This is a genomic window from Arthrobacter sp. B055-34 (genome assembly GCF_059090425.1).
This window is the reverse complement of the sequence record NZ_JBNHFQ010000012.1, coordinates 15,314-39,456: the sequence shown is the minus strand read 5'-3', so window position 1 is coordinate 39,456 and position 24,143 is coordinate 15,314. Positions and strand designations below refer to the sequence as shown.

At 65.9% G+C, this 24,143-nt stretch carries 18 protein-coding genes and 1 pseudogene; 11 read left to right on the top strand and 8 right to left on the bottom strand.

Features of this window, described 5'->3' with window-relative positions; all coding sequences use genetic code 11:
- Positions 1–187 precede the first annotated feature (187 nt).
- The 3 genes from AC5RWO_RS19035 to AC5RWO_RS19025 all read right to left on the bottom strand — a co-directional run bounded on the left by AC5RWO_RS19035 (position 188) and on the right by AC5RWO_RS19025 (position 3,225).
- Complete coding sequence (locus tag AC5RWO_RS19035) at positions 188–1,855, bottom strand: esterase/lipase family protein (protein WP_498733145.1); 1,668 nt, start codon at positions 1,853–1,855, stop codon at positions 188–190.
- A gap of 76 nt (positions 1,856–1,931) precedes the next feature.
- A complete protein-coding gene (locus AC5RWO_RS19030; protein WP_498733143.1) occupies positions 1,932–2,408 on the bottom strand; it encodes a hypothetical protein in 477 nt (158 codons plus the stop codon).
- 247 nt (positions 2,409–2,655) lie between these two features.
- On the bottom strand, positions 2,656–3,225 hold the full coding sequence (locus AC5RWO_RS19025; protein WP_498733141.1) for a hypothetical protein: 570 nt from the start codon (positions 3,223–3,225) through the stop codon (positions 2,656–2,658).
- A 419-nt stretch (positions 3,226–3,644) separates the two neighbouring features.
- Between AC5RWO_RS19025 and AC5RWO_RS19020 the strand changes: the two genes are divergently transcribed.
- Positions 3,645–3,821, top strand: a complete 177-nt coding sequence (locus AC5RWO_RS19020) for a hypothetical protein (RefSeq protein WP_498733139.1) — start codon at positions 3,645–3,647, stop codon at positions 3,819–3,821.
- A gap of 160 nt (positions 3,822–3,981) precedes the next feature.
- Here AC5RWO_RS19020 and AC5RWO_RS19015 read toward each other — a convergent pair whose 3' ends face one another.
- Positions 3,982–4,398: a TerC family protein gene (locus AC5RWO_RS19015; RefSeq protein WP_498733137.1), complete on the bottom strand. Its 417-nt coding sequence runs from the start codon at positions 4,396–4,398 to the stop codon at positions 3,982–3,984.
- 338 nt (positions 4,399–4,736) lie between these two features.
- Between AC5RWO_RS19015 and AC5RWO_RS19010 the strand changes: the two genes are divergently transcribed.
- On the top strand, positions 4,737–5,156 hold the full coding sequence (locus AC5RWO_RS19010) for a hypothetical protein (protein ID WP_498733135.1): 420 nt from the start codon (positions 4,737–4,739) through the stop codon (positions 5,154–5,156).
- Positions 5,157–5,213: 57 nt separating this feature from the next.
- Here AC5RWO_RS19010 and AC5RWO_RS19005 read toward each other — a convergent pair whose 3' ends face one another.
- Complete coding sequence (locus AC5RWO_RS19005) at positions 5,214–7,568, bottom strand: hypothetical protein (RefSeq protein ID WP_498733133.1); 2,355 nt, start codon at positions 7,566–7,568, stop codon at positions 5,214–5,216.
- Between the two features lie 260 nt (positions 7,569–7,828).
- Positions 7,829–8,926, bottom strand: coding sequence for an Lrp/AsnC family transcriptional regulator (locus tag AC5RWO_RS19000; protein WP_498733131.1), 1,098 nt, complete (start codon positions 8,924–8,926; stop codon positions 7,829–7,831).
- A gap of 780 nt (positions 8,927–9,706) precedes the next feature.
- Here AC5RWO_RS19000 and AC5RWO_RS18995 point away from each other — a divergent pair.
- Complete coding sequence (locus tag AC5RWO_RS18995; protein ID WP_498733130.1) at positions 9,707–10,741, top strand: AAA family ATPase; 1,035 nt, start codon at positions 9,707–9,709, stop codon at positions 10,739–10,741.
- 846 nt (positions 10,742–11,587) lie between these two features.
- On the opposite strand, the gene AC5RWO_RS18990 is transcribed toward AC5RWO_RS18995, so the two are convergent.
- Both AC5RWO_RS18990 and AC5RWO_RS18985 read right to left on the bottom strand, forming a co-directional pair.
- A complete protein-coding gene (locus AC5RWO_RS18990) occupies positions 11,588–13,735 on the bottom strand; it encodes an alpha/beta hydrolase-fold protein (protein WP_498733128.1) in 2,148 nt (715 codons plus the stop codon).
- On the bottom strand, positions 13,732–15,063 hold the full coding sequence (locus tag AC5RWO_RS18985; RefSeq protein ID WP_498733126.1) for an alpha/beta hydrolase: 1,332 nt from the start codon (positions 15,061–15,063) through the stop codon (positions 13,732–13,734). Before AC5RWO_RS18985 ends, AC5RWO_RS18990 begins: the two co-directional genes overlap by 4 nt.
- A gap of 401 nt (positions 15,064–15,464) precedes the next feature.
- On the opposite strand from AC5RWO_RS18985, the gene AC5RWO_RS18980 reads away from it, so the two are divergent.
- The 8 genes and pseudogenes from AC5RWO_RS18980 to AC5RWO_RS18945 all read left to right on the top strand — a co-directional run.
- Positions 15,465–16,400, top strand: a complete 936-nt coding sequence (locus tag AC5RWO_RS18980; protein WP_498733124.1) for a transporter substrate-binding domain-containing protein — start codon at positions 15,465–15,467, stop codon at positions 16,398–16,400.
- 17 nt (positions 16,401–16,417) lie between these two features.
- Entirely contained in the window at positions 16,418–17,392 is a 975-nt protein-coding gene (locus tag AC5RWO_RS18975) for an amino acid ABC transporter permease (protein WP_498733122.1), read from the top strand.
- Positions 17,389–18,258, top strand: a complete 870-nt coding sequence (locus AC5RWO_RS18970) for an amino acid ABC transporter ATP-binding protein (RefSeq protein WP_498733120.1) — start codon at positions 17,389–17,391, stop codon at positions 18,256–18,258. The genes AC5RWO_RS18975 and AC5RWO_RS18970 overlap by 4 nt, the downstream gene beginning before the upstream one ends.
- Positions 18,255–19,400 carry a CapA family protein gene (locus tag AC5RWO_RS18965; protein WP_498733118.1) on the top strand — a complete coding sequence of 382 codons (1,146 nt, stop codon included), beginning with the start codon at positions 18,255–18,257 and terminating at the stop codon, positions 19,398–19,400. Before AC5RWO_RS18970 ends, AC5RWO_RS18965 begins: the two co-directional genes overlap by 4 nt.
- Entirely contained in the window at positions 19,397–20,638 is a 1,242-nt protein-coding gene (locus tag AC5RWO_RS18960) for a CaiB/BaiF CoA transferase family protein (RefSeq protein WP_498733116.1), read from the top strand. Before AC5RWO_RS18965 ends, AC5RWO_RS18960 begins: the two co-directional genes overlap by 4 nt.
- Entirely contained in the window at positions 20,635–21,759 is a 1,125-nt protein-coding gene (locus tag AC5RWO_RS18955; RefSeq protein WP_498733114.1) for a 2-hydroxyacyl-CoA dehydratase, read from the top strand. Before AC5RWO_RS18960 ends, AC5RWO_RS18955 begins: the two co-directional genes overlap by 4 nt.
- Positions 21,756–22,994 (top strand): 2-hydroxyacyl-CoA dehydratase, encoded by a 1,239-nt coding sequence (locus tag AC5RWO_RS18950; protein ID WP_498733112.1) that lies wholly within the window; start codon positions 21,756–21,758, stop codon positions 22,992–22,994. Before AC5RWO_RS18955 ends, AC5RWO_RS18950 begins: the two co-directional genes overlap by 4 nt.
- Positions 22,921–24,120: pseudogene (locus AC5RWO_RS18945) on the top strand (MFS transporter); the annotation flags it as partial. The gene AC5RWO_RS18950 and the pseudogene AC5RWO_RS18945, both read left to right, overlap by 74 nt.
- Positions 24,121–24,143 lie beyond the last annotated feature (23 nt).

Genomic DNA, 24,143 nt, shown 5'->3' with positions numbered 1-24,143 from the left:
GCGCGACATGTGAGTCGCCGGGTTCTCGCCGAGGTATTTGCCGGTATCGGTGTCTTGCTCCGAACCGAATGAGGTCCGTCCGCAGTTTTCTTGCGTTTGGCCACCTACCCCGGGTATTTGCCATGAGCTGATGGCCTTGAGGTGAAGAAGCAGGCGGATGATATGCCTTGTTCCCTGACCCGGGGGATCAGAACGAGCGTGCTGTGATCCATGCGGCTAGCGCCGCGAAGGCGATTTTCATTTTCCGGGAACGGGGTGAGCGGGCGACAGCCTGGATAGTTGCGGCTCCAGCGCCGAGGGCCACGGGTAGTGAGACGACGCCGGCTAGCCTGCTGATCCTGGCGAACCGTTTATCACTTTCTACTGTCTGCAATGCGTCGCTCCCTGGGGTTTCCGGCGTTCCGTCTCGAAGGAAGTCGGCGATGGCCCGGATCCGTGCCCGGCTGAGTCTGTCCAATAAAGCCTTGTGCTGTGCGGTGGCTCCCTCGTCGCGGCGGTCGGTTCCCGGAGGTAGGGGTGGTGTTGGGGCGAAGGCCGCGCCGTGGTCTCCGGGGAACGCCTGGTCGTGCTCATCGAGAGCAGGGATCGATTGATCGAAGCCGTCGTATCCGCCGGTGCCGATATCGGTCATGCCTAGACCGTTGAGGGCTGAGCATAGCCAGCCCACGGGGATGTCTTTGCTCCCGCGGTCGCAGTGTATGACGGGCTTGGTGTCCGAGGATCCGCTTGGCCCGACTTGTCCTCGTTCCACGATTGTTGACCAGGGGAAATTTCGGGGGAGAACGGATGCGGCCAGGTAGATTCTGCGGAAGTGGATGGATGGTACTTGGAGTAGCGCGCGGCCGAGCATGTAGGTGCCGTTGCTGTGTCCGGCGAAGTACATGTTGTCGGACTGGTGGGTGACAAAGTAGTTGCCGTACCAGTGCAGGAAATGCCGCATGTTCTTTTTTCGCGTCCATGGCATGGCGAACTCTAGGGCGCTGAAGAACCCGTAGGACGGGGTGAATATGACGGAGCCTCCGGGACAGGGATTTTGGCTAAGGGCGTCGGCCAGTTTCCTCACCCAGTTCCCGTACCGTGATGACCGGATACCGTGCAGGATGAAATACGCAGGCTCGGTACTGCGCCCCTGTTCGGCATATTCCTCCTCGCCCAACGTCCCACAGATGGCGTGTCGCAGGAGGTTGTACCTACAGTGCGGGTCAGAGGCTGAAGAGAGATCCACCAGATCACCGTGATGGGCGCCGGGGACGTGGATTTGCGCGGTACGGGGAAGGAATTTCGTGTCTTCCACGTCTTCGCTGCTGATCAGTGTGTCCCGGTCGCCGAGAACTTGGACCACTTTCGGAAGCTCAGTGCCGTTGTGCCCGTGATCGCCTGCCCACAGCGAGAACCAGCGGAGCCGCAGGTCGGTAATGAAATCCGAGCCGGACTCTATCTCTTGCATGGTCAGCGAAGGTCCGAGGGACACTGCTGCGAGGAGGGCTCTGAGGTGCAAGGGCAGGTTTTCGCGTCGGAAACCGGCGTTGGGCGTGGCCAGCAGAACAATGCGCTTGACCTTGGACGTCCAGGTTTTGACCTGGCCTTTTCCGTGCGCCGCATCGTGGTCCATGAGGAACGCCTGCCGCAGAAGCAGCCCGCCCAGACTGTGGCCGACGAGGATGATCTCCTTCGGGCCTTCGGTCCCGAACGGTTCCCCCGCCCACGTGCGGATCTGTACCGCCAGTTGCTTGGCTGCAGCGCGCATTCCAGTCCTGCTCCACGGGCCGATCCCGTGGTCGTAGGTGCGGAAAGCCCAGCCTTGAAGTTCGGGATCCGACGCAAGGCGCTGCAACAGGTCGGTATGTCTGCCCACCTGGCTTTTCAGTCCTATGCTCGGTACGTAAACCAAGAGCCCGGCCGCCGAACCGACAGGGGACTGTTGGCCGGACTCACTGAAACTTGCGTTGTTCATCCTGGAACTCCAACTCGTCGCTATCGACCCAAACCGTCTCTGATTCCCTGACCACGAGAAACTTCATCGACGATTGCCCAGCCTTCGGGGCAATCTCAACGTCCACTACTGTCCAGCCGGTGCTATCGCGGCCTTTCGTTCTGGTCGCTATCAGACCGGCAGGAAGCCGCACGACGGCTGGCCGGACTGCCGCTGCCGCGATGCCACGGGCTATGGAATCGGCAGCCACAATCCACGCCCAGATAACGTCGGTGGCCAGGACAAATTCCAGTTTGTTTTCGGGAGACAGTCCTTCCCACGGCTCCGCCCCCAGCGCGTCCATGATGAAGAAGGTACCTATGAGGCCTACGGCGATTACCCCGGTGCCCCTCGTCGTTACCAGTGTTCCGGATTTGATCGTTTCGGCGGACTTGTCACCAAACAGCGACTTCTTGAGACTTTCCAGCATTCCCATGTCAGGTCTCCGCTTCATCCGGGAATGGCCGAAGCCTAGCACCGCAATGGTGTGAAGAAAATGACCAGTTCTAGGGGGCTGAGACCGCCTGCATCACTTGCCTTTCCCACTGTAATTCAGCAGTTGCGCAAAGACTGACTTCTGCCTGCGGGGCATGGTTGGAGAGCAGTTTGGTGATTGAGTCCCCGAAACCGGGAGCAGGCTCCTTGCTGCATTTTTTAGATTTGAAGTTTATTGAATCTAGCCTTCACTCTTGCTGATTTCCATTACCTTGTTCGTGACGAAGGCTTTTCGGCTCCGTGGTTACATTCGTTAGACGTGCCGTCTGATTTCCTCCTCCTCGCACGCGATCGTGGGTCTCGTGCATGAGAATCCCTTTTCTGCCCGCATCAACCATCCGGTTGCGAACACGCCGACGATGCTTCGTATTGAGATATAGAAACACTCCCGTCAGAATTGCGCCGCCGAACAAGAGCACGGACAAAGTTCTTCGTATGCCCTGACCTTGTGCTCCCTCTGGCCCAATGAGCGAGTTCAATGTTGGCTCCAACTGGAACGAGAGGAGCAGGAGGACAGGAATCCACAGCCAAGGCCACAGCAACGGTGGAAGCATGTGGCGAGCAGCCAGCCGCAGACTGACATCCTCCGCGACACGGAGGAGGACTTGTCCCTTGGACGTATCTTTTCCGATATAGGCAATAGCTTCTCCTAGTGCCTTGGACATACGCTCAAGCCTGGGCGTGGCGGTGAGCTCTCGTGCGGCAACAGGAATGCCGAAGATTGCCGAGATAACCGCTGCGAGGGCCGCCCAGTCCATATGGGGAGTGAACCTGAAAATGCTGTCCGTGTCCAGTGTCCAGATGAGATGTCTCACCCACATGCTGAACCGTGCACAACGGGTGCATCTGCTGCAGCCCACAGCAGATCTGATGCTATTCGCGGCGATATTCCGTTGTAGCCCCGGATTCCGAACGCCTTGGACAATCAACACAAGCGCTTGCAAGGCAGGCGGACATAGTCCTGGCGTCATACAGGGCAGCGAGGCCGAAACCCGCCACTTGTCGTATGCGCCGTTATCGGTAGTTGTTACTCGGCGGCCATTCATGGCCTTTCAGGTCGCCGAGCCGTACATCAAGCCAGGGAAACTTCTCCATGGCTTAGGGCTCACTAATAAGGGAACGAAACGGGCGTCCCGGAAGTGGAAGAAGCATAGGATGACCGACCCGGAGGAGCACCATGGCAGAGATGATCTGGAACGAAGGCGAGCATGTCGAGGCCCTGGACCTTGCAGGGACGAGGATCAGCGGCATTGTAGAGCAGATCGCGCCGGAAATCGGGGCAGCTTGGATCCGCGAGGACGGGTTGGGCGAGCGACGACTGGTATTTACGGATGACGTGGTCGCATCGGATTAATGGGGCGCTGCCGCAGGCGCTTAGGCGACGAACCATCCCTTCTCCTATCACTGGTCATATGCGCCGTATCGGCGTTTGAAATTCCGCACCTGCCGTTGGGTCATCGGATGTGTAGCTGTGACCAGAAGCGCCGTCCGGCCTGGTCGGCGGCCTCATCGGGTTAGCCCAGCCCGGCAGGTTCCTGGTGTCCGTCGTCGTCGGTGATTCGGCCGGTGACCGGTTTGCGGGACAGGTGGACGTCGCCGGCTTCCGGCCCACGGGCTGTTGCGGCGGCGACGGCATCGCGGTCATCGGCTTTCGTGTAGGCGTGGCGCAGATGGACAGGGTCGATGGGCTTGCCCAGGCGTTTTTCCTGCCGCCGCTTGGCCGCCAGGTTCAGTGCTTCCACGGCGATGGCGAACGCCATCGGGCCGTAGATGAGAGCCTTGTCATTCTTGACCTCGAACCCGTCGGCGATCAGGAACTCCCCGATCAGTACCAGGAAGGCCAGGGCGAGCATCTTGACGGTGGGGTGGCGGTTGACGAAGGCGAAGATGTACTTCGCGGAGAAGAGCATGATGGTGAAGGAGGACAGCACCGACGGAGCAGATGAAGCCCCGTCGAGCCGGAAAGTGAACGGAGGATACTCGACCGGGACGCATACGGCCGAAGAACGCCGGCTGGGGCGTGCGGCACCTCGACGACGGCGGTAGCGGGCGTCTCGAGGGTGCGGATGCCGTAGCGCGGGGATCCGTCAAGGTTTTCGTACATGGATGGGCTGCTCATCTTCCTCATGTGCGCGGAGGAAGACGCGCGACCGTTGAGCTTCCCTAAGGCCCTCACCGGAAATTGTTGCGGCTGACGGGGCCCTCATCTGGGGGTGGCCGGACAGGCCCGGCTGCACTACCTTGGTCGCATCTGGTGATCGGAGTGGGCATGTCCTTTGAGAATTCGTTCGGAGACCCGGTCGACCCGAAGTACGTGCAGTTCAAGGTTTACATCGAGAACTTTGTCCTGGGCAAGCCCGAGGTCGAGGAGGTCCGCTGGAACCACTGGAAGGGTGACTGGTTCCGCTATCCGCGGCCCCGGTTCACCTACATCGACTTCGGTGCCCGCCCCGGTCCCGAGTCGCCTCTGGAGCGCAAGCTCGTCGGCGGGCAGAACTTCCAGTGGGTGTACGAGAGCAAAACCCTTGCCTTCGGGATGCCCCAGCTGTTCCGCGATGTGGCGGCGCGGTACGCACGCCTGGACCGGGAAGGCCATCCGTACGCGGTGTGGAACATTTACGACGGCTCATGGCGGGAGATCCGGGAGGACCGGCACGACACACCTCCCGACGACGAGCCGTGGCACTGACCGGAAGGCATGAAGAAGGGGGCCGGACAATGCCCGGCCCCTCAACCTGCTGCTGTCCTACTTGACCTTTGCAGTCGAGGAGGACGTCTTGGATGCGGTGTTCCAGCCGGTCTGGTAGCCGGTGACGCGGACCTTCATCGTGTCGTGCCGGTCGGCCGATGTCAGCTTGTAGGTGCGGTAGACGGCGCCCTTGATGGGTTTTCCTGAGCGGTACCACTGGTACTTGTACTTGGTCCCGGCCGTCCAGGTCCGCGGGTTCGCCGTGAGCCGGTAGCCGACCTTCTTCGTCCCGGAGATCGTCGGGGTCGAGGTCTTCAAGGTGCCCTTGGCAATCACCGTTGTTGCACGAGAGTGCCGGTAGGACGTGTTGTAGCCCGTCAGCGAGACTGCATAGCGGAGCGTGATTGTCTTACCGGCATCGGCACCCGTGAGGCGGTATGTCCTGCCCGTTGCGCCCTTGATCGCCGTTCCCGTCCGGTACCACTGGTATCGGACGACAGCGGACTCGTTGGGGTTCACCATGGACGGGGTTGTCCAGAACCAGTTTCCGTATGAGGCGGTGAGCGTGTACCCGGCCTTCTTGGTCCCGGTCGGGGCAAAGATGACACCGTCCGTTCCAAGGGTCCCCTTGGTGACCGTGACCGCGTACGGTGCCGATGTTTTGGTAAGGGTAATGAAACCCGATTTTGTGCCGGTTACCCGCACCGAGTAGGTATGGAAGCCAAGATCGTTTGAAGTCGGGGAGTACGCTTTGGCGGTCGCTCCGCTGACGGCTCGCCCGTCCCGGTACCACTGGTATTTCAGCGAAACGGGCGCGGGCCCCCAGCCGGGAGTCGCAACGGTGAACCCGTACCCGACCTTCGGGGTTCCGGTGATAACCGGGGTGCCCGGGTTGAAGGAACCGGGGGAGACCTCGACAGCAACCGGGAATGAGGTAGCTGACCCAGGGGCCAAGCCGCTCAGGTAGCCGTTGACGGTCACCGAGTACTCGTGTGTACCCAAGTCGTTCGCACCCAAGGTGTAATGCGTCTGGGTTGCTCCGGGGATGGGCATGCCGTCGCGGTTCCACTGGTAATTGTGATCGAAAAATTGAGGCTTCCAGTTGGGCATTTCCGTGGTCAGCTTCTCGCCGGCGGCCATGGACGGGGCCCCGGACACGACGGGGGCTTCCAGCGTCTTGAAAGTGCCCGGTACGACCGTGCCTGTGACCGCGGACGTGCTGGTGGCCGTGGTGACTCCGGAGGCCGTGGCCGTGACTTTGACCGTCAGTGTTTTACCGAGGTCAGCGTCCCCGAGATAGTGCGACTGCCGTACTGCGCCCGCGATCGGTGATCCGGACCGGTACCACTGGTACGCAAAGGACGCTGCCGAAAGGCCCCAGTTCCCAGGCTGGGCGGTCAATGAGGTGCCGCCAACTGCCTCCCCGGCGATAACGGGTGTAGCGGGGGTGAAGGAGCCGCGGGCGACGACGACGGTCGGCGAAGCCGTTTTTGTGGTCGTCTTGTATCCGGCTCTGGCGCCCGTCACCCCAACGGTGATCGCGTGGCCGAGGTCTGCCGCTGTGAGCTTATAGGTCGAGCCGGTGATCCCCGAAACTTTGCTGCCGCTGCGGAACCATTCGTAGGAGTACTGGTAGACCGCAGGCACCCAAGTCCCGGGGTCAGCCGACAAGGTGTTGCCGGTGAGGGCCTTGCCGATGATAACGGGAACGGCGGGCGCCATTTCGAAGAGATGAACCTGCGCCGGTGCCGAAGTGCGCGTCGTTCTCTTATACCCGGCCTTGCTGGCAGTCACCTGCACGGTTAGCGCCGAACTCCCGTCGCCTTCCTGGACACGATAGGTATTGCCCGAGCCAACCCATTGGTTTCCCCGGTACCACAAGTAGCTAAGGGCCGCGTCAGGAGCCCATGCGCCCGGGTCTGCAGTCAGCAGTGCACCCAGGCCCGGTGTCCCGGATATGACCGGCACCGGAGCCTCAGTGAATTCTTCCAGCACGGGGGCCGCAGGTGCCACCAGCACCGTGTCCGACAAGCCGGTGACGCCAGGGGATGGGACCTGTACAGGCGTCGCCGCGTCCATGGAAGCAGCGTCCAGATGCCACTCCGCGGGGAAAGGCCCAGCTTCACGGGTTGTGATTGGGTCAGTGAACTTGACCCGGTAGGAGCCGCCGCTGGCAACACCGGCACTGTACTGGCCGAGCGAGTTGGTGACAACGCTGGTCGGCGTCTGGCTGATCTCGCTGCCGTCAGGTTGCGCGTAGATGTCGAGCCGGATGCCGTTGATGGGCGTTCCGGCGGCATCGACGACGCGGCCTTCAAGGAAGGCGTCGGCGGCCCGGGCCGGCAGTGCACCGGCGATCGAGGCGACCACCAGGACAGCGGCGATCAGCATGGCATGGAAGGCGGCGTGCACGTGCCTCCACTGACTAATTTTCAATTATTTCCCCCAACAGAATGAAAGGCTTCGCGGGGTGGACGGCCAACCCGTTTTCGCCCCGCGATCAGTGTAATGGTTTAAGCGCCTGCATCGTTGTCTGCCGCACAAATCGTTCATCCCAAGGCAAGGCTGGGAGCGGCGGCAGGGCCCGGTGAGGCCATCGGCAAATGTAATCCCTTATGCCCATCGAGCACGTGGGACATATGCGCTGTTATCGGCAGGCGTTGCCTACAGCTTTACCGCACCGCCTGCCGCTCACTTGCTCTCTCGAATGGAATTGTTGCGTTGTCCATCTCGACTTTTGCGGGTCTGCTTCCTGTGTCCGGTGCGAGCTCGGTTGCCGGTCCCAGTATTCGGTTCCCATCTCGGAGGAGCCAGTAGCGTTTGAAGGTGCGCAGGACCGTCAAGACCTGGATGGAGTGTATTGCTGCTTCGGACCCAAGGCGATTCTCGAGGAAATCCGACAGGTCGATCTCGTTAGTGAATGCACCGTGGAAGAGTGCATCGGAGCTCCCGGCTGTCCTTGTGACTTGTCTGGCGCGTTTTGAGGTTCTTAGTGTTTCGACGACGTCGGCTGTCTTGTCGGGTTGTACCGTCAGCCGCATGACGACTTCCAGCGGGTAGCCAAGAAGCGGTGGTTCAATTTCGACACGGGGTTTTATGCGTCCGCTGCCCAGCAGTGATGCCATAATTCGGTAAGCCGTTGAAGGGCTGAGGCCGGTTGTTCGTGCGATTTGCGCCGATGAAGCGCGGCCATCCCACCGCATCGCTTTGATTACAAGCCGTTCATCGTTGCCAATTTGTCGAGCCTCGTTGGGGAGGGCGGCGGGAGATAGCGAGCGAAGTGAGTGTTCCTGCTCCTCGCTAAGAATTTCCAGCTTCCATTGGGCCCCGGATGCGAACTGGCGAACCGCCAGATCCGAAGTCGTATGGGAGACGCCCGGAACGGCGTGCAGCCGGTTGGCAAGAAGGTCCTCAATACTTTCCATGTCCGTGGGGTGCACGATCGCGTAGACGTCGTAAGGCCCCGTAACTATGGCGACGAATTGCACCTCGGGAAACTGGGCGAGGGCACGTGCTACGTCCCGGGCCTGCCCAGGAACTGCATTGATCCAAACATGCCGGGGGAAGGGCTGGTTGTCCACAGACCAGTCGACTTCCGCAACTATGCGCAGCAGCTGATTCTGCCGTAAGAAGTTCATCCTCCTGCTGAGTGTGCTGGCGGATATGTCCAGAATCTGGGCCAGTTCACGCATCTCCGCTCTTGGAGCCAGCTGCAGGGCGGCAACGATCTGGAGATCAGGTCCATCCAGACTCTTAATTCGATTGCGCATATTGCAAGTCTAGTATGAGTGATGTGTGACATGTAGAGTCCAATTTTGAATAGAATCGGTCAGGCAGCGATGCTTGGCGGGCAGGATCTACTAATCAAAGGAGCTGGAATGAGCAGTGTGAACGCATGAAACGCTATGGACAAAGCCTTGAAGATAGCCGCGGGCACGGTTGCAGTCCGCCTCGGGACATGGCACCTATAAGGACGTCTCTAGACCTACGTCCGCGACCCCAGCGGCATCATCGTGATGCTCGCTGGGGACCTCAAGAAAAACTGAGGTCCGGATGGGCGCAGTTCAGGATACGATGCTAAGCCTCAGGGCTTCCGCTTTTGCGGGGCGGCGAGTCCTGGCCCAGACCCACTACACCTTCTCTTGTTCGCGGCGGGGGAGTGGCAATCGAGTGTCGCGGTGGGGGCCGGTTTGCGGGACAGTCAGGCCGAGGTGGGCAGGGTTGGGCCTGAGCAGGGAAGGAATTCGACCTAGAACTGGGATAACCATGCTCCTCCGTAACGGAGACTTGTATGGCAGGTGGTTGGCAGCTTGCGACCTACGGACGACCTGCGTCCAGGGTTTCCCCTGTTTGGACATCTGAAGGTATTACAGAGCCAAGCCGTCAGGGACGGAGCTGATCGGCAGGGATGATCTCCTCATTGTTCTCCGGCCAGAGCCCGCATTGCCCAATGGAGACTGCCTGTGTCGTGTGAACTACGGCCAAAAGGGGGTTGATGCTGGTGAGGTCAACTCCACCCCGGGTCGGGTACCGGGTACTACAGTGGATGCATGGCTGCCAGCCGTAATCCGCTCGACGACCTGCGCGAAACCATCGGCCATCTGGCCGATCAGCTCAAGCTGCACGGTTCTGAGCGCGTCGACGACCTGGTCGGCGATCTCATCGGTGCGAGGCCCGGGCCGGCCCGGCCGCTGTCCGAGGTGCAGGCCGAGCTCGACGCGCTGGTCGGACTGGAGACCGTGAAGGAACAGGTGCGGGCCCTCGTCGCACTGCTCCAGGTCCAGGCCCGCCGTAAGGCGCACGGCCTGCCGGAGGTGGCCACATCACAGCATCTGGTGTTCCTCGGAAACCCGGGCACGGGCAAGACCACCGTGGCGCGGCTCCTGGCCGAGATGTACCGAGCGGTCGGTCTGCTGCAGAAAGGCCACCTGGTCGAGGTCGACCGTTCGGGGCTGGTGGGGCAGTACGTCGGCGCGACCGCCATCAAAACGGACCGGGTGATCCGGCGTGCGCTGGACGGCGTCTTGTTCATCGATGAGGCCTACGCGCTGGCCCCGGACGACGGCCGGGCGGACTTCGGCCCCGAGGCGATCGAGGTCCTGCTCAAGCGGATGGAGGACCACCGCCACCGCCTGGTCGTGATCGTGGCCGGGTACCCGCAGCTGATGGAGGCCTTCCTGCTCTCGAACCCCGGACTGCGCTCCCGCTTCGCCCGCGAGATCACGTTCCCCGACTACTCCATCGACGAACTCCAGACGATCTTCCACCAGATGCTGGCCCAACACGAGTACACGCTGGAGCCGGGTGCGGACCAGATGCTGCGCCGCATTTTCACCGGGCTCCACGCGGGCGAGGACTCCGGCAACGCACGGTTCGCCCGCACGCTGTTCGAGCAGGCGCTCAACCGCCAGGCGCTGCGGCTGTCGCTGGACGAGGAACAAAGTCTCGACGCGCTCGATCGTGAGGCCGTCATGACGCTCACCGAGGACGACATCGTCGAGGCCGCGCTGGCCTTGGGCGAGGAACCGGAGCCGGAACCAACGCCGGAACCGGAGCAGTCACGCTGGCGTCGCTGGCTGGCCTGACGGGATCTGCGGCGGCTCAGGCGAATGCTGCGTTCGCTGCGGTTGGTCTGCAAGGTCCGGCGGAAGAAACGCTGCAACTCTTACCAAGGGCGAGCACGGCATCGTTGCCCCGAACCTGCTGAACCGGCAGTTTGATGCCGGCGCCCCGACGAAAGGTGGGTGACTGACGTGACCGAATTCAGCGTCGCCGACAGGCCCTAAGTCAGACAGATGGATGCGGCGCTGAAGCGGGTTTGGGCTGCTGCGGCGGCCCTGGAGATGCGCCGGGGCGACATGGACCGGGCTCAGGCGGCCTTGGACGACACCTTCGGCGAGGCCCTGTATACCGGAACGAACCCGGATGCGATCGCCGATGCGGTGAACCTGGCTCCCGCAGGGCGCAGCCGCCCCGCCCGGCATCTGCCCCGGCAAACCCTGACCGGGCGGTCCGCGCACCAGCCCCAGGAACGTCCTTTACCCGGCCAAGGTAGGCACGCTCCAGCGACACGCACAGGACGCCGATAACCGTGAGTATGTCCAAGGTGCCGTGAAATCACTGCTGAGGCCAAAACCGCTGGGGGAGGTCAGGCAATGGAAGTTCGCGACGTGTCAGAGTGAACTCTAAGACTGGAGTCGCAGGACGTCAGAAATAGGAGAATGGGACTCTATCCTGACGGGATTTCACCCACTCACCTGACGTCAGGTTGGGCTGTACGTAAAACTGACGCACAAGCGTCTCGGAGAAAGACACCTGTCCTGATACGGAACCACATCTTGTGCCGGGGGTGCAGCGCTGCGGCGCCGCGATGTGTCCCCTGGACGCGACGACGCCCGGCCTCCCGCCGATGCGGGAGGCCGGGCGTCGTGTCACCCGAAGAGGACGTCGTGGGTGCCGGCGTCCAGGTCCAGGTGACGCGTCCTGTCGGCGCCGTGCAGGTGCAGCGCAGTCGGTCCATCAGTGGTCACCCGGAGCCGCACCTGCGACCCGGCTGCGAACCCCGCGGCCGACAGGTCGACGTTCGCGGCGGCGACGTTCACGAGCGCGAGGTCGAGTTCGCTGCTCGCGGGGATGCTGCCCGCCGACTGGCGCTCCAGGGCGCGGATCTCGGTCGGGAACCCGTCGTACACCGCGCTGTCGGTAGTCAGCACCGGCTCGGTCACGATCGCGTCGAGGGCTCCGGAGCGAGCCTCGACACGACTCCAGCGCGCGGCGGCATCTCGTGCCACGAGCCCCTCGACCCAGTACGCGCTGTCGATCACGAGCCCGAGGTCGGGTCGGTTCTCGCGCGGGTCCCACTGGAACGCAAACGCACCAGGCGACGTCTCAAGCTCCGCGCCCGCGACGTGCTCGGCGTACTCGCGCCACCCCAGCCATCCGAAGTCGCCGTGCGTCGCGCCGCCGTAATAGTGCACACGGTGTCCCACACCGGCTGCCTCGAGGGCCGCCCCCCAAGTGCGTGTGTTGCCTTCGGCGATGTCGGCGGTTCCAGCATCCAGGAACACGCTCATCGCTGCGAGGTTCTCGACACGGGCGATGTCGCCGGAGCTGTCGCGGATGCCCGCGGCCTGCATGTATCCGGCGCCCGAGACGATGCCGACGCCCGCGAAGACGTCGGGATAATTCGTCGCGAAGCGCGTCGCGCCGGTGCCGCCCATCGAGTGCCCGGCGATCGTGGTTCGGGTGCCATCGAGGGAGTACACCGTGGCGACACGGTTCCACGTCTCCCAGACGTCCAATTCCGCCTCGTTGACGTACCAGGTGCCGTCGCCGCGGCCGAGCGGTGAGACGCAGATCGACCCGCGGTCCTCGCAGACCGGACCGAACAGGTGGTCCTCCTGCGCACCCCGGAATCCGTTGTGGTTGCTGCCTCCGCCGTGCAGCAGGATCGTCAGAGGTGCGGGCCGAGCCGGATCGTAGGTCGTGGGCACGTAGACCAGGTACGGCTGCACCTGACCGTACACCCGGGGCGCGGTCGTGGGCGGCTGCCCGAAGGGCTGACGCGTGTCCGGATGCAGGCCCGGACCGAGGTCGACGGAGGAGACGTACCAGCGGGTGGAGAAGCCCGTGGGTGACGGCTGCGGATCGACCGTGCCGCGGGCGAGCTCGCGCCAGTCGAGTTCGAGCGCGAAGGGCGACATATCCCCCTCGGCCAGCGCGGCACTCTGTGCACCGTTGTCCCACCCGGTGGCCTGTTGGCGGTTTGCGGTTCTCGTGCCTTCCTGCTTCGCGCTGCGGAACGTGGCGTTGTACACGCGCATGTCATCCCGTTGTGGCGCAGCGGCGAATCCAGCCCCGCTGGAATCGGCGACACCCGCAGCCAGGCGCACTGTGAAGGCGCCGTTCAAGCGCAGTGCCGCGCGCGGCACCTCGGCGACGAATGACTTCGCCTGCTCGTCGACGTTGACCCGCCCGCCGCGTCCGGCCAGGTCGCGCCGGTTGCCCTCGGCGTCCTCGAGCCATACGCCGTCGGCGGAGACGATCAGGAACGCGTCGCTGCCGGGCGACGTGACACCGGCGTTGCCCGGCCACGTCGAGGTGCCGGTCCGCTCGTTGGCGTCGGTATCGAGCGCCCACACCGCGATCGGGAGCCCGGGATCGGCGAGTGTGGTCCAGTCGACGCGCCAGTATGAGCGATCGCCGCGCACCCCCACTCCGGCTCGGAACACGTCCGCGCCGTTCGCGTGCGCGGCCTCGTCCGCGTACGTGAGCGAGCCGTCGCCCACGTCATCGAAGAGCCAGTCCGTCCACAGGAGCGCGCCGTCGTCGTACCGGCTCGTCCCCGAGGTGCGTGAGAAGTCCTCCGAGAAGGGCCATGCCGCGGGGGCGGCGAGGGAAGGCTCCTCGGAGTATGCGGCGGGCGGCGCGGCCGCCGGGATCTCCGGCGGTGCGACGCCGACGTCGCTCGGGCTCGCCGGGACCGCCGCGATCAGCGTGGCGAGGAGGCCGGACCCTGCCGCCAGCGCGGCCGCACGGACCAGAGCCCGCCGGGATGCCCTATTCGTGCGCGTGATCATCGGTTGAACCGATCCGGGTGGAAGCCGAGGAAGCGCGCTTCGCCGAGGTCGAGCGCGGTCGCGGCGCGGTTCATCTGCACCGCGTTCGCGCTGCCCCAGCGTCCCGTGTCGAGGCGGTCCAGCAGCAGCTGCGTTGCCGCGACCGTCTCGGCTGCGGTGAAACTGCAGTGACCGGCCGAGGCGACGTACGTCTGCCGCAGCAGCGAGGCGTTGCCCGCCTGCGTGACGCGCTCCTCGTACTCCTGCTGCTGCGCGACGGTCGAGATCTGGTCGCCGACGTTGTTGAGGGTCACCGTGGGTACGCTGATCTGGCCGGTGAACTGGTACGACGCGGCGAACCGTTCGACCGCGTCGGGGTCGGCGGCGACGCGGTCGCCGACGTTGACCGTCGCGAGGTCGTCGTCGAGCGAAAGCCCCGCGGCGTCGTAGAGTGCGGCGACGGCCCGACGCGACTCGGGCGATGCCTTTCGCAGCTGTTCGACATAGTCGATGCCGGTGTTCCACGACGGCATCCCGCCGAACACGAAGGTGCTCGAGTAGCGGCTGCTCATCGCTTGGCCGATGTAGGGAAGCGGGTCGCCGGCCAGGGCTCCGTACCAGGCCGCTTGGTAAGCGTCGGGGTCGTGCGGGTCGGGGTCGGCGATCGCCTGCGACCACGCGGGCAGCTGTCCGATTGCCGCGGCGAGGGCGATGCGGGCACGACCTTCGGGGGTCTGCTGCGCTTCGGCGAGGCGCGTGAGCCACGCGGTGCGTGCACTCTCGATATCGGCCGGCACGTCCTCGACCGGCAGGACGCCCGCGGGGTCGAGAAGCCGTGATAGGACGAACACGGTGTCGAGCTTCTGGTTCCACTGCGACACGGTTCCCGAGAGGCCACCGCATGCGGCGAGCACCCCATCGATGCGGTCGGGGTGCAGCTCGCCGGTCGCGGCGGCGATCATGCCACCCATGGAGTTGCCCATCGCGATCGCGCGGTCCGGCTCTCCTGCGGCGGCGGTGAACGCGTCGAGCGCTTCGATCTGGTTGTCGACCGCGGCACCCAGGTGCCAGCCGGTGACATTCCTTGTGGTGCCGCCGAAGGCGTAGCCGCGGTCGATCAGCTCCTGTTGTGCGGCCGACGGCGAGCCGCCCGCGAAGTCAAGGCTGACGAAGACTGTGCCGTTCCAGTCGGCGGGCACGACGAATCGGTAGGCCGTCGAATCCGACAATCGGCCCGAGACGATCGTGTCGGCGTCCTCCGCCGCGACCGCGGGTGCGGCGGCTGCCGTGAGCGCCACCGCTGCGGCGGCGGCGATCATGGCATGGGTCGTCCTGTTTGCATTGGGCATCTGCAGTGCTCCCTCGTCCAACGTCGTTGTTGTTCCGGCCCGTCGGCCGGCCTCTGGTGAGTCTGCCCATGTCGACAAATAATGTCAAGCAGTTTGATAATCTACTTCGACTCGGTCGGAGTTTGCGCGCAAGCTCCGACTCTCCAGGGAAGCCACCGTAATCCCGGCGCCGGGTCCCTGTTGCCTCAAGCGTGGCGATCGCGGCTCGGACAAAGCGGCCTGCCCCTCCTGAACAGGGAGATGCGGCAGGATCACGCGTCGATGACGTATCCGCTCAGCAAGGCCGGATGGGGATGAGGCCGGACGGCGACACGCTCAACTGGTGGTGAGAATATCAAGCAGTATGATATTCTCCTCGAACACTGCTCACGTGACACACCTCACTCATTCGGGAGATCACCATGAAGCTCAGCCGTTTCGGCACCGTGGCCCTGTCCGGCCTCGCCGCACTGTCCCTCGCCTCTTGCTCCGCCGGCGGCGATGCCGGGTCTTCCGGCGAAGCGGCAGCCGGGGTCTCCACCGGCACTGTCAATACGGAGGCGCCGGTCTACGACCAGCTGCCGGAAGCCATCAAATCCGCCGGGGTCATCAACATCGCCGGCGACACGCACCCGCCGTACCGCACCCTGCAGGAAAGCGGGGAGATCACCGGGATCGACCCGGACATCCAGGCCGCCCTCTCGGAGCAGCTGGGCGTGCCCTTCTCCATCAAGACCTCCTCCGGTCTGGACGCGATGCTGACCGGCATGCTTTCCGGCCGGTACGACGCGTTCAACGGCCCGGTCCGGACCACTGCCGAGCGTGAGGAGGACTTCGACGCCGTGGTCTGGATGACCACCCGGACCTCCTATCTCTACCTTGCCGAGCGCCAGGACGAGCTCGGCTCTCCGGAGGCGGTCTGCGGTGCCCGCGTTGCTGGCGTCACGGGCTCGGTCACCGAGAGCCAGCTGGAGCACTATGCCGAGTGGTGCTCGAAGCAGGGCCTCGGGGCCCCAGAGTTCATTGGCTTGGAGGATACCAACTCCACCATCCTGGCCGTTCAGTCGGACCGCGCGGACTACGCTGGCACCACTCAAACCGCGGCGCTGGACATGCAGGCACAAGACCCTGGAACCTTCGAGTTCATCGTGCAGTCGGATGAGCAGGGCGCGGGCATGGACCAGCTTGCCATGTTCATGCCCAAGGACAACGAGTTGGCGGCCCCCATGCTCGCAGCCTTCGAGGGCATCTTTGAGAACGGCGAGTACGAGCGCATCATGTCTGAATGGAAGCTCGATGACGTCACGGTGGAGAAGCCGGTCCTTAACCCGATGACGACCGCAGACTCCGGCTCATGACCGTTACGGAGAACCGTATGTCAATTTCCGCACCCGCCGTGCGCATCGATGCCGTCGATGTGGCCGAGGCCCGCCCCCGGATCAGGCCGCTGCGCATCCTGGGCACTGCGCTGCTGGCCCTGGTGGCGTTCGGCATCATCTCGTTCCTCGTCACCAACGAACGGTTCGAATGGCCCATCGTGGCCGAGTACCTGTTCAACCCCAGCGTACTGCTCGGTCTGCTGACCAGCATCCTGCTGATGGTCGTCGCCATGGTGCTCGGTACGGCCCTGGGCGTGGTCCTGGCTGCCGGCCAGCTCAGCGACTACTGGCCCGCGCGCATGGCCTGCATAGCCTTCGTCGGGTTCTTCCGCGGGGTCCCGCCCCTCGTCCAGCTGATCTTCTGGTTCAACCTCGCCTACCTGCTCCCGCGGATTTCGGTGGGGGTGCCGTTCGGCCCCGAGCTGTTCAGCTGGTCCACAAACGACCTGATCACCCCGCTCACCGCGGCCATCATCGGTCTCTCCCTCCATGAGGCTGCCTACATGGCGGAGATCATCCGCGCGGGCATCCTCTCCGTGGACCAGGGCCAGCATGATGCCTCCGCGGCCATGGGCTTCAGCCGCTGGCACGCCTTCACCCGGGTCGTGCTGCCGCAGGCCATGCGCGTCATCATCCCGCCGACCGGCTCCCAGGTCATCGCCACCCTCAAGGGCACCTCCCTGGTCAGCGTCATCGCGATGGGCGACCTCCTCCACGCCGTCCAGGTCATTTACAACCGCACCTATGACGTGGTCCCCATGCTCATCGTGGCGGTCATCTGGTATCTCGTAGCCGTCTCCGTCCTCACCGTCTTCCAGCGCAAGGTCGAGGACTACTACAGCCGTGGCGCCACCCGCACGGCGCCCAAGGCCACGGGCGGCGCGGCGGCGTCGGGCGGTGGTACCCCGGGGCCCGACACCGGTCAGGGCGGTACCCCGATCGACAACCGGAACCAGGAGAACCAGGCATGAACGGATCCCATCCCGGCGCCGCACGCGGCGCGACAGGGACAATGGCCACCACCGCCCCGGTCCTCGAGATCGTGGGGCTGCGCAAGCGCTTCGGCGATCACCTTGCCCTGGACGGGATCGACCTGACCGTTAACGAGGGCGAGGTCGTGGCCATCCTGGGCCCCTCCGGCTCCGGCAAGTCCACCCTGGTGCGGTGCATCGACCAGCTCGAGAAGATCGACGGCGGGGCCATGTACCTGGACGGTGAGCTCCTGGGCTTCGAGAGCGCCCAGCGCCTGCGACCGCTGACCGACTCCGGGGTTCGCGCCCAGCGTCGGCGGATGAGCATGGTGTTCCAGCAGTTCAACCTGTTCCCGCACTGGACGGTGCTGCGGAACGTCACCGAGGCGCCGATCGCGGTCCACGGCATCGCCCGGGCACACGCCAAGGCCGCGGCCCTGGACCTGCTGGCCAAGGTGGGCCTGTCGGACAAGGCCGACGCCTATCCGCGGCAGCTTTCGGGCGGCCAGCAGCAGCGCGTGGCGATCGCCCGCGCCGTGGCCGTAGAACCGCGCGTCCTGTTGTTCGACGAGCCCACCAGTGCGCTGGACCCGGAACTGATCGACGAGGTACTGCAGACAATGAAGGCACTGGCCGCCAGCGGCCGGACCATGGTGGTCGTCACCCACGAAATGGAGTTCGCCCGCGAGGTCGCGGACCGCTGCGTCTTCATGGCCGACGGCCGTGTCGTCGAGGACCGCCCGGCCGAGGCATTCTTCCGCGAGCCGAGGACCGACCGGCTGCGCGCCTTCCTGGCCCGTTCCCAGCGCCAGAACGAGGAGCGCCAGGCCGAGGGGCAGCGCCCGGAGGAGGACCAGCGGCGGTGACCACGGCGATGACCACTCTGATGGCCACCGGGGACCTGGTCCTGGAGCGGGAGGACGCCACGTCCCTGTTCGCCGCCGCGGCCCCGGCCCTGGCCGGCGCCGACCTGGTCATCGGCCACCTCGAGGTCCCACACACCGATTCCACCGTCTCCATGTCCACGGACGTGCCCGCCCTTCCGGCCCCGCCCTCGGCCCTGGACGCGGTGGCCGCCGCAGGATTCCACGTACTCACCCTGGCCGGCAACCACGTCTACGACTTCGGCAGTGAGGGCATCGAGGACACCCGCCGGCACTGCCGGGACCGCGGCCTGCGCACCACCGGTGCCGGACGCGACATCGCCGAGGCCTGGGAACCGGCCCTCGTGGAGCACGGCGGCCGACGGATCGCGGTGCTCAGCGTCAACTGCGTCGGCCCCCGGGAGTCCTGGGCCGGCAGCGCCAAGGCCGGCTGCGCCTGGATCGAGGTCGTCACGCACTACGAGCCCCGGGGCGCCAACCCGGGCGGGCCGCCCCACACCTACACCTTCGCCGAGCCCCGGTCCCTGGCCGCCTTCACCGAGCGGGTGGCGGCACTCGCGCACGAGGGCGCTGCCGTCGTCGTGGCACTGCACAAGGGGCTGGTCCACCAGCCGGCGGACCTCACGCAGTACGAGTACGAGGTCGCCCATGCCGCGATCGATGCAGGGGCCGTGACGGTCATCGCCCACCACGCCCACCTGCTCAAGGGCATCGAGGCCTACCGGGGCCGGCCGATCTTCCACGGCCTGGGCAACTTCGCCACTGTCACCCGGGCCTTGGGCGGCGCACCGGACGACTCCCCGGAACGGCGGGCCTGGGCCCGCGAGCGGGTGCGGCTGTTCGGCTTCACACCCGATCCGGCCATGCCGGAATACCCGTTCCACCCGGAGAGCCGCAACACCGCCATCGCCGTCATCACCCTGGCCGACGATGGCCGGGTGGGGGCGGAAGTGATCCCCTGCTGGATCGACGACGACGCCCGACCCGTGCCGCTGACCCGCACCGAGGGCGGCGAACGGGTGGGCGAGTACCTGAAGACCATCACCCGAGAGGCCGGCCTGGACACCGTGCTGGCCTGGAACGGGGACCGATTGACCATAAAACTGGAGGCACATCCCCAATGAACACCGAGACCGCACCCCTGGCCGGCAAGACCATCATCGACCTGACGACCGCGCTGGCCGGCCCCTACGCGACGCTGCTGCTGGCCGGCCTCGGCGCCCGGGTCATCAAGGTGGAGAACCCCACCCGCGGCGGGGACTCCTCCCGCAACAACTCCCCCTACGTCACGGCGGACGGGATCAGCCTGGGACGGACCGCGGATGAGGACATGTCCGTCTCCATGATGCTCCGAGGCCGGGGCAAGGAGTCCATAACGCTAAACCTCAAACATCCCGAAAGCCGCCAGGTGCTCTTCGACCTCATCACCGAGGCTGACATCCTGGTAGAGAACTACAGTGCCGGGGTGACCAGGCGCCTGGGCATCGACTACGCCAGCGTGCGCCACCTCAACGAGAAGCTCGTCTACACCTCCATCAGCGGCTTCGGCGCCTCCAACGGCAACGGGGACCGCAAGGCCATGGACACGATCGTCCAGGCCCTCAGCGGCGTGATGATGACAGCCGGCGAGCCAGGCCAGCCGCCCGTGCGCTTCGGCCTGCCAATCGGCGACCTCTCCGCACCGCTCTTCGCCGTCATCGGCACCCTGGCAGCCGTACTCCACGCCGAGCACTCCGGACAGGGCCAGCACGTGGACGTGTCCATGCTCGGAGCCCTGACCTCGCTGGTGGCCTGTGAGCCCTTCGACGCCCTGGAATCCGTGGGCTTCCCACTGCGTACCGGCGACTATGTGCCTCGGCTGGCCCCCTTCGGCACCTTCCGCGCCGCGGACGGATACTTCGCCATCTGCGCCCCGACCGACCAGTTCGCCGCCGGAGTGCTCCAGGCCATCGGGCGGGAGGACCTCCTGGAGTCGGAGGACTTCGGCAGCCGCGACGCCCGGGTGGCCAATGCCGACCGCCTGCACGGGTTGATCGCCGGCTGGGCCGCGGAACAGCCCCTCGCCGAGGTGCTCCAGGCACTCACCGCCCGCGGCGCCCCCGCGGCGCCGGTGCGCACCACCGCCGAGGCCGTCCGCGATCCGCTGGTGGTCTCCCGCGGCGAGGTAGTGCCCTTGAGCCACCCAAAGTTCGGCCACTTCGACGGGCTCTACGGATCCGGCCTGCCGATGGTCTTCTCCGAGAGCGTCACCTCCCTGGACGCCCCGGCCCCATACCTGGGCGAGCACACGGACACCGTACTCGCCCAGCTCGGCTACGGCCCTGCGCGGATCCAAGACCTGCGCACCGCCGGCGTGCTGTGACGGCACCCTACCCGGCAGATCCCGGCCCTGCGTCCCACGGAGATGACACCGGCCTGCCCCGTATCGGCGTCATCGGCGCCGACGTGCCGCGCCAGCTCGTCCTGGCCTGCGGGGCGATTCCGGTTCGCCTCCACAGCGCCTGGAGCGGCGAGATCACACGGGAGGCTGCCGAGTTACTGGGCGCTGCCGATGCCGTGGCCCTCCGCCTCCTCGGCGACGTGCTCTCCGGCCGCCACGACGGGCTGGCCGGAGTCGTGGTCTGCAACGACTCCATGGCGGACCTGCGGCTCTTCTACGTCCTGCGCATCCTCTCCGACCGCGGCCGGCTCCGGTTCCCTATCCATCTCCTGGACGCCCCGCGAGGAGGCGGCGCCCATCGCGGCCGCTTCGTGGCCCGCCAGTACGCCCGCCTCGCTTGGTTCGTCTCCGGCATCACCGGCCGCCCGGCCGATGCCACCGCATTGGCCGGGGCTGCGGCGGTCGAGTCGGCACTGGGCCGGACGCTCGCCCAGCTGCGGGACCGACGCTGCGCCCGGACGCTGAGCGGCACCGCGGCCCTGGAAGCCTACCGGCTGGCCGCCCAGACGGCACCTGTCCAGGCCGTGGGCCGGATCGCAGACCTGCTGTCCGCAGCGGACGAGCCGCCGTATTCGTCCGGGACCGGTGCCACTGTGCCGGTCTATGTGACCGGCAGCTCGCATCCGGACGCCACCGTGTACGCCGAGCTCGAGGCAGCCGGGGCCGTGGTGGTCGGTGAGGACCACGATGCCGGGGATGCGGCGTGGATTGGCGAGACCGTGGACGCCACATCGCTCGAAGACACCTGCCGGTCGCTGGCCGAACAGCACGCCCTACGCCCGCCCTCTGCCGCGCGCTCCCTGTCCGCCGAGCGCACCCGGCACCTGCTCACCGAACTCGTGCGCACCGGGGCCGCCGGGGTGGTTGCCCTGGTCCGGGACCTCGATGACGGCCCGGTCTGGGACCTGGCCGAACAGCGCCGGGCCCTGGCCGGCACCGGGACGTGGCTGGCCGAGACCGTCCGCGTGCCGCCCGACGGCGCCGCGGAGGCCGCCGCCGATCTCACCGCCAGACTCCATCCAGCCAGGAGGGCTGCACAGTGACCGAGTACCGACTCCAAGCGGCCCTGGCAGCCACCCGCCACCAGAAGGAGTGGTTCCAGCAGTTGCGGCAGCGGGCGGCTGCCGGCGAGCCCATCGCACTGGTGAACGCCGATGCCCCGCACGAGGTCTTCCGCGCCCTCAACATCCCCTATGTGGTCACCCAGTGGTGGTCCTCGATCATCGCCGCCAAGCGGGCCGGCCCCGCCTCGATGGAGCGGCTGGCGGCGGCAGGGCTGCCGGACTTCAGCCTGCAGTACGACGCCATGCCGCTGGGCGAGCAGGAGCTCGATCCCGCAAACCGTCCCTGGGGCGGGCTGCCGGCACCGCGCTTCGCCGTGGCCGAGCGCAGCGGGGATGTCACCGCGAAGATCTTCGAGCAGTGGGGCCGCCGGCCCGGCACCGAGACCTTCCTGCTCTCCCGCACCGGTGCCGAACCGGTGCCGGACAACTGGTGGGAGCTGGTACCCCACGACTGGGAGCAGGCCTTCGGCTCCGAGCGGCTGGACCTCCTGCAGGGCGAGATCGAGGACCTGATCGTCTGGCTCGAGGAGCGCACCGGACGGACCCTGGACCGCACGCGACTTGCCCAGATCATGGCCCTGGGCAATGAGCAGGCAGAATGGAACCGGCGCACCCGTGACCTGATCGCCTCCGCGCGGCCCACTCCCGTGCTCGTCAACGACACCATGCCCGCCGTGATGGCGCCCCAGTGGCAGCGCGGCACCCAGTGGGCCGTGGACGCCGCCCGGTCCCTCTACGAGGAGACCGCCGAACGGGTGGCGAACGGTGTGGCCGTGTGCCCGGGCGAGCGGAAGCGGCTGATGTGGATCGGCCGGGGGCTCTGGTCCGATCTGGGTCTCTATACCCGGTTCCAGGAGGAGTTCGGGGCCGTCTTCGTGTGGTCCATGTACCTGGCCATCGCTGCCGACGGCTACGCCCGCTACGGCGAAGACCCGGTCCGGGCCCTCGCCGCCCGATTCGTGGGGATCACCGACCAGCTCTACGTGCCGCCGTGGTCGGCCCAGTGGTACGTCAAGGAGGCCCTGGGCCATGGCGTGGACGGTGTGGTTCACCTGGTCGCGGACGACACCCCGGGCAGCGGTTTCATCACCGAGGCCCTGGAGGCCGAGGGAATCCCCGTGCTGGAGATCCGTGCGAACAATGCCGACCAGCGCTCGAGCGCGGCGGCCCGCATACCCGAGCGGATGGCGGAATTCCTCCGGCACCGTGTCTGAGCCGACCGGCGTGGCGGAAACACCTGGTGCGACGGACTCCTTCCGGCAGCGGAACTTTTCCCTGTATTTCATCGGGCAGGTGGTGTCCAACACAGGGGTTTGGTTCCAGAACCTCGCCCTGCAGCTGGTGGTCCTCGGCGCCATGGGCAGCGGGCAGGCCCTGAGCGGCATCACTGTCGCCCAGTTTCTGCCGATCTTCCTGCTCGGTCTCACGGCGGGCCGGCTGGTGGACCGGGTGCCGCCCCGCACGGTGCTGCTGGTGACCTCGCTGGCCTCCGCCGTCGTAACCGCCGCCCTGGCCCTGGTGGTCACCGAGGAGCCGACGCTGTGGCTGCTCTACGCACTGGTCGGCGTGCTCGGGACCGTCCAGGCCTTCGAGCGGGTGGCGGCGCAGACCATTATCTTCGAACTGGTGGGCGAGGCCGGGCTCTCCCAGGCGGCGTCCATCAGCACCATCGCTCTGGCCGCAGCCCGTTCGGTGGGCCCTGCCCTGGCCGGCCTGGCCTTCCAGGAATTCGGCGCCGCGGTGTGCATTCTCATCAACGCCGGCGCCTACCTGCTGGTCTTCGCCTCCCGGCGCCTCATCCGGCCCGCAACACTCCACCCGCGCACTTCCGAGGCGGGCGACGCTGACCCGTCGGCGGCCGCACAAGCCGACCGGCCGGCATCGGCCCCGTTCCAGCGCAACCGGAACGTCAACACCCTGCTGGCGGTCAACGTGATGGTGTCCCTGCTGACGATGAACTTCGGGCTGGTACTCACCTCAACCGTGGACCTGAGTTACGGCGGGGATGCCGCCGCCGTAGGCGCCGTGCACGCCCTGAACGCCGTGGGCGGCGTGGCAGGCGGAATCCTCGCAGCCCGGCGCCGGCTGGTCACGGTGCGGTCCCTGGCTCCGGCCACCACCCTATTCGGGGCGACGCTGGCCCTGAACGCCGCCGCGCCCACGCTGAACCTGTTCCTGATGTTCGCGCCCCTCCTGGGGGTAGGGATCGGCTACTACCAGGGGATCATCAACGCGGCGGCGCAGGAGGCGGTGCCACCGCAATTCATCGGGCGGATGATGTCCTGGATGACTCTGGGCGGCTACGGCATGGTGCCCTTCGGTGCCCTGCTGATGGGCTGGGTGATCGATGCCAGCTCCGGGCG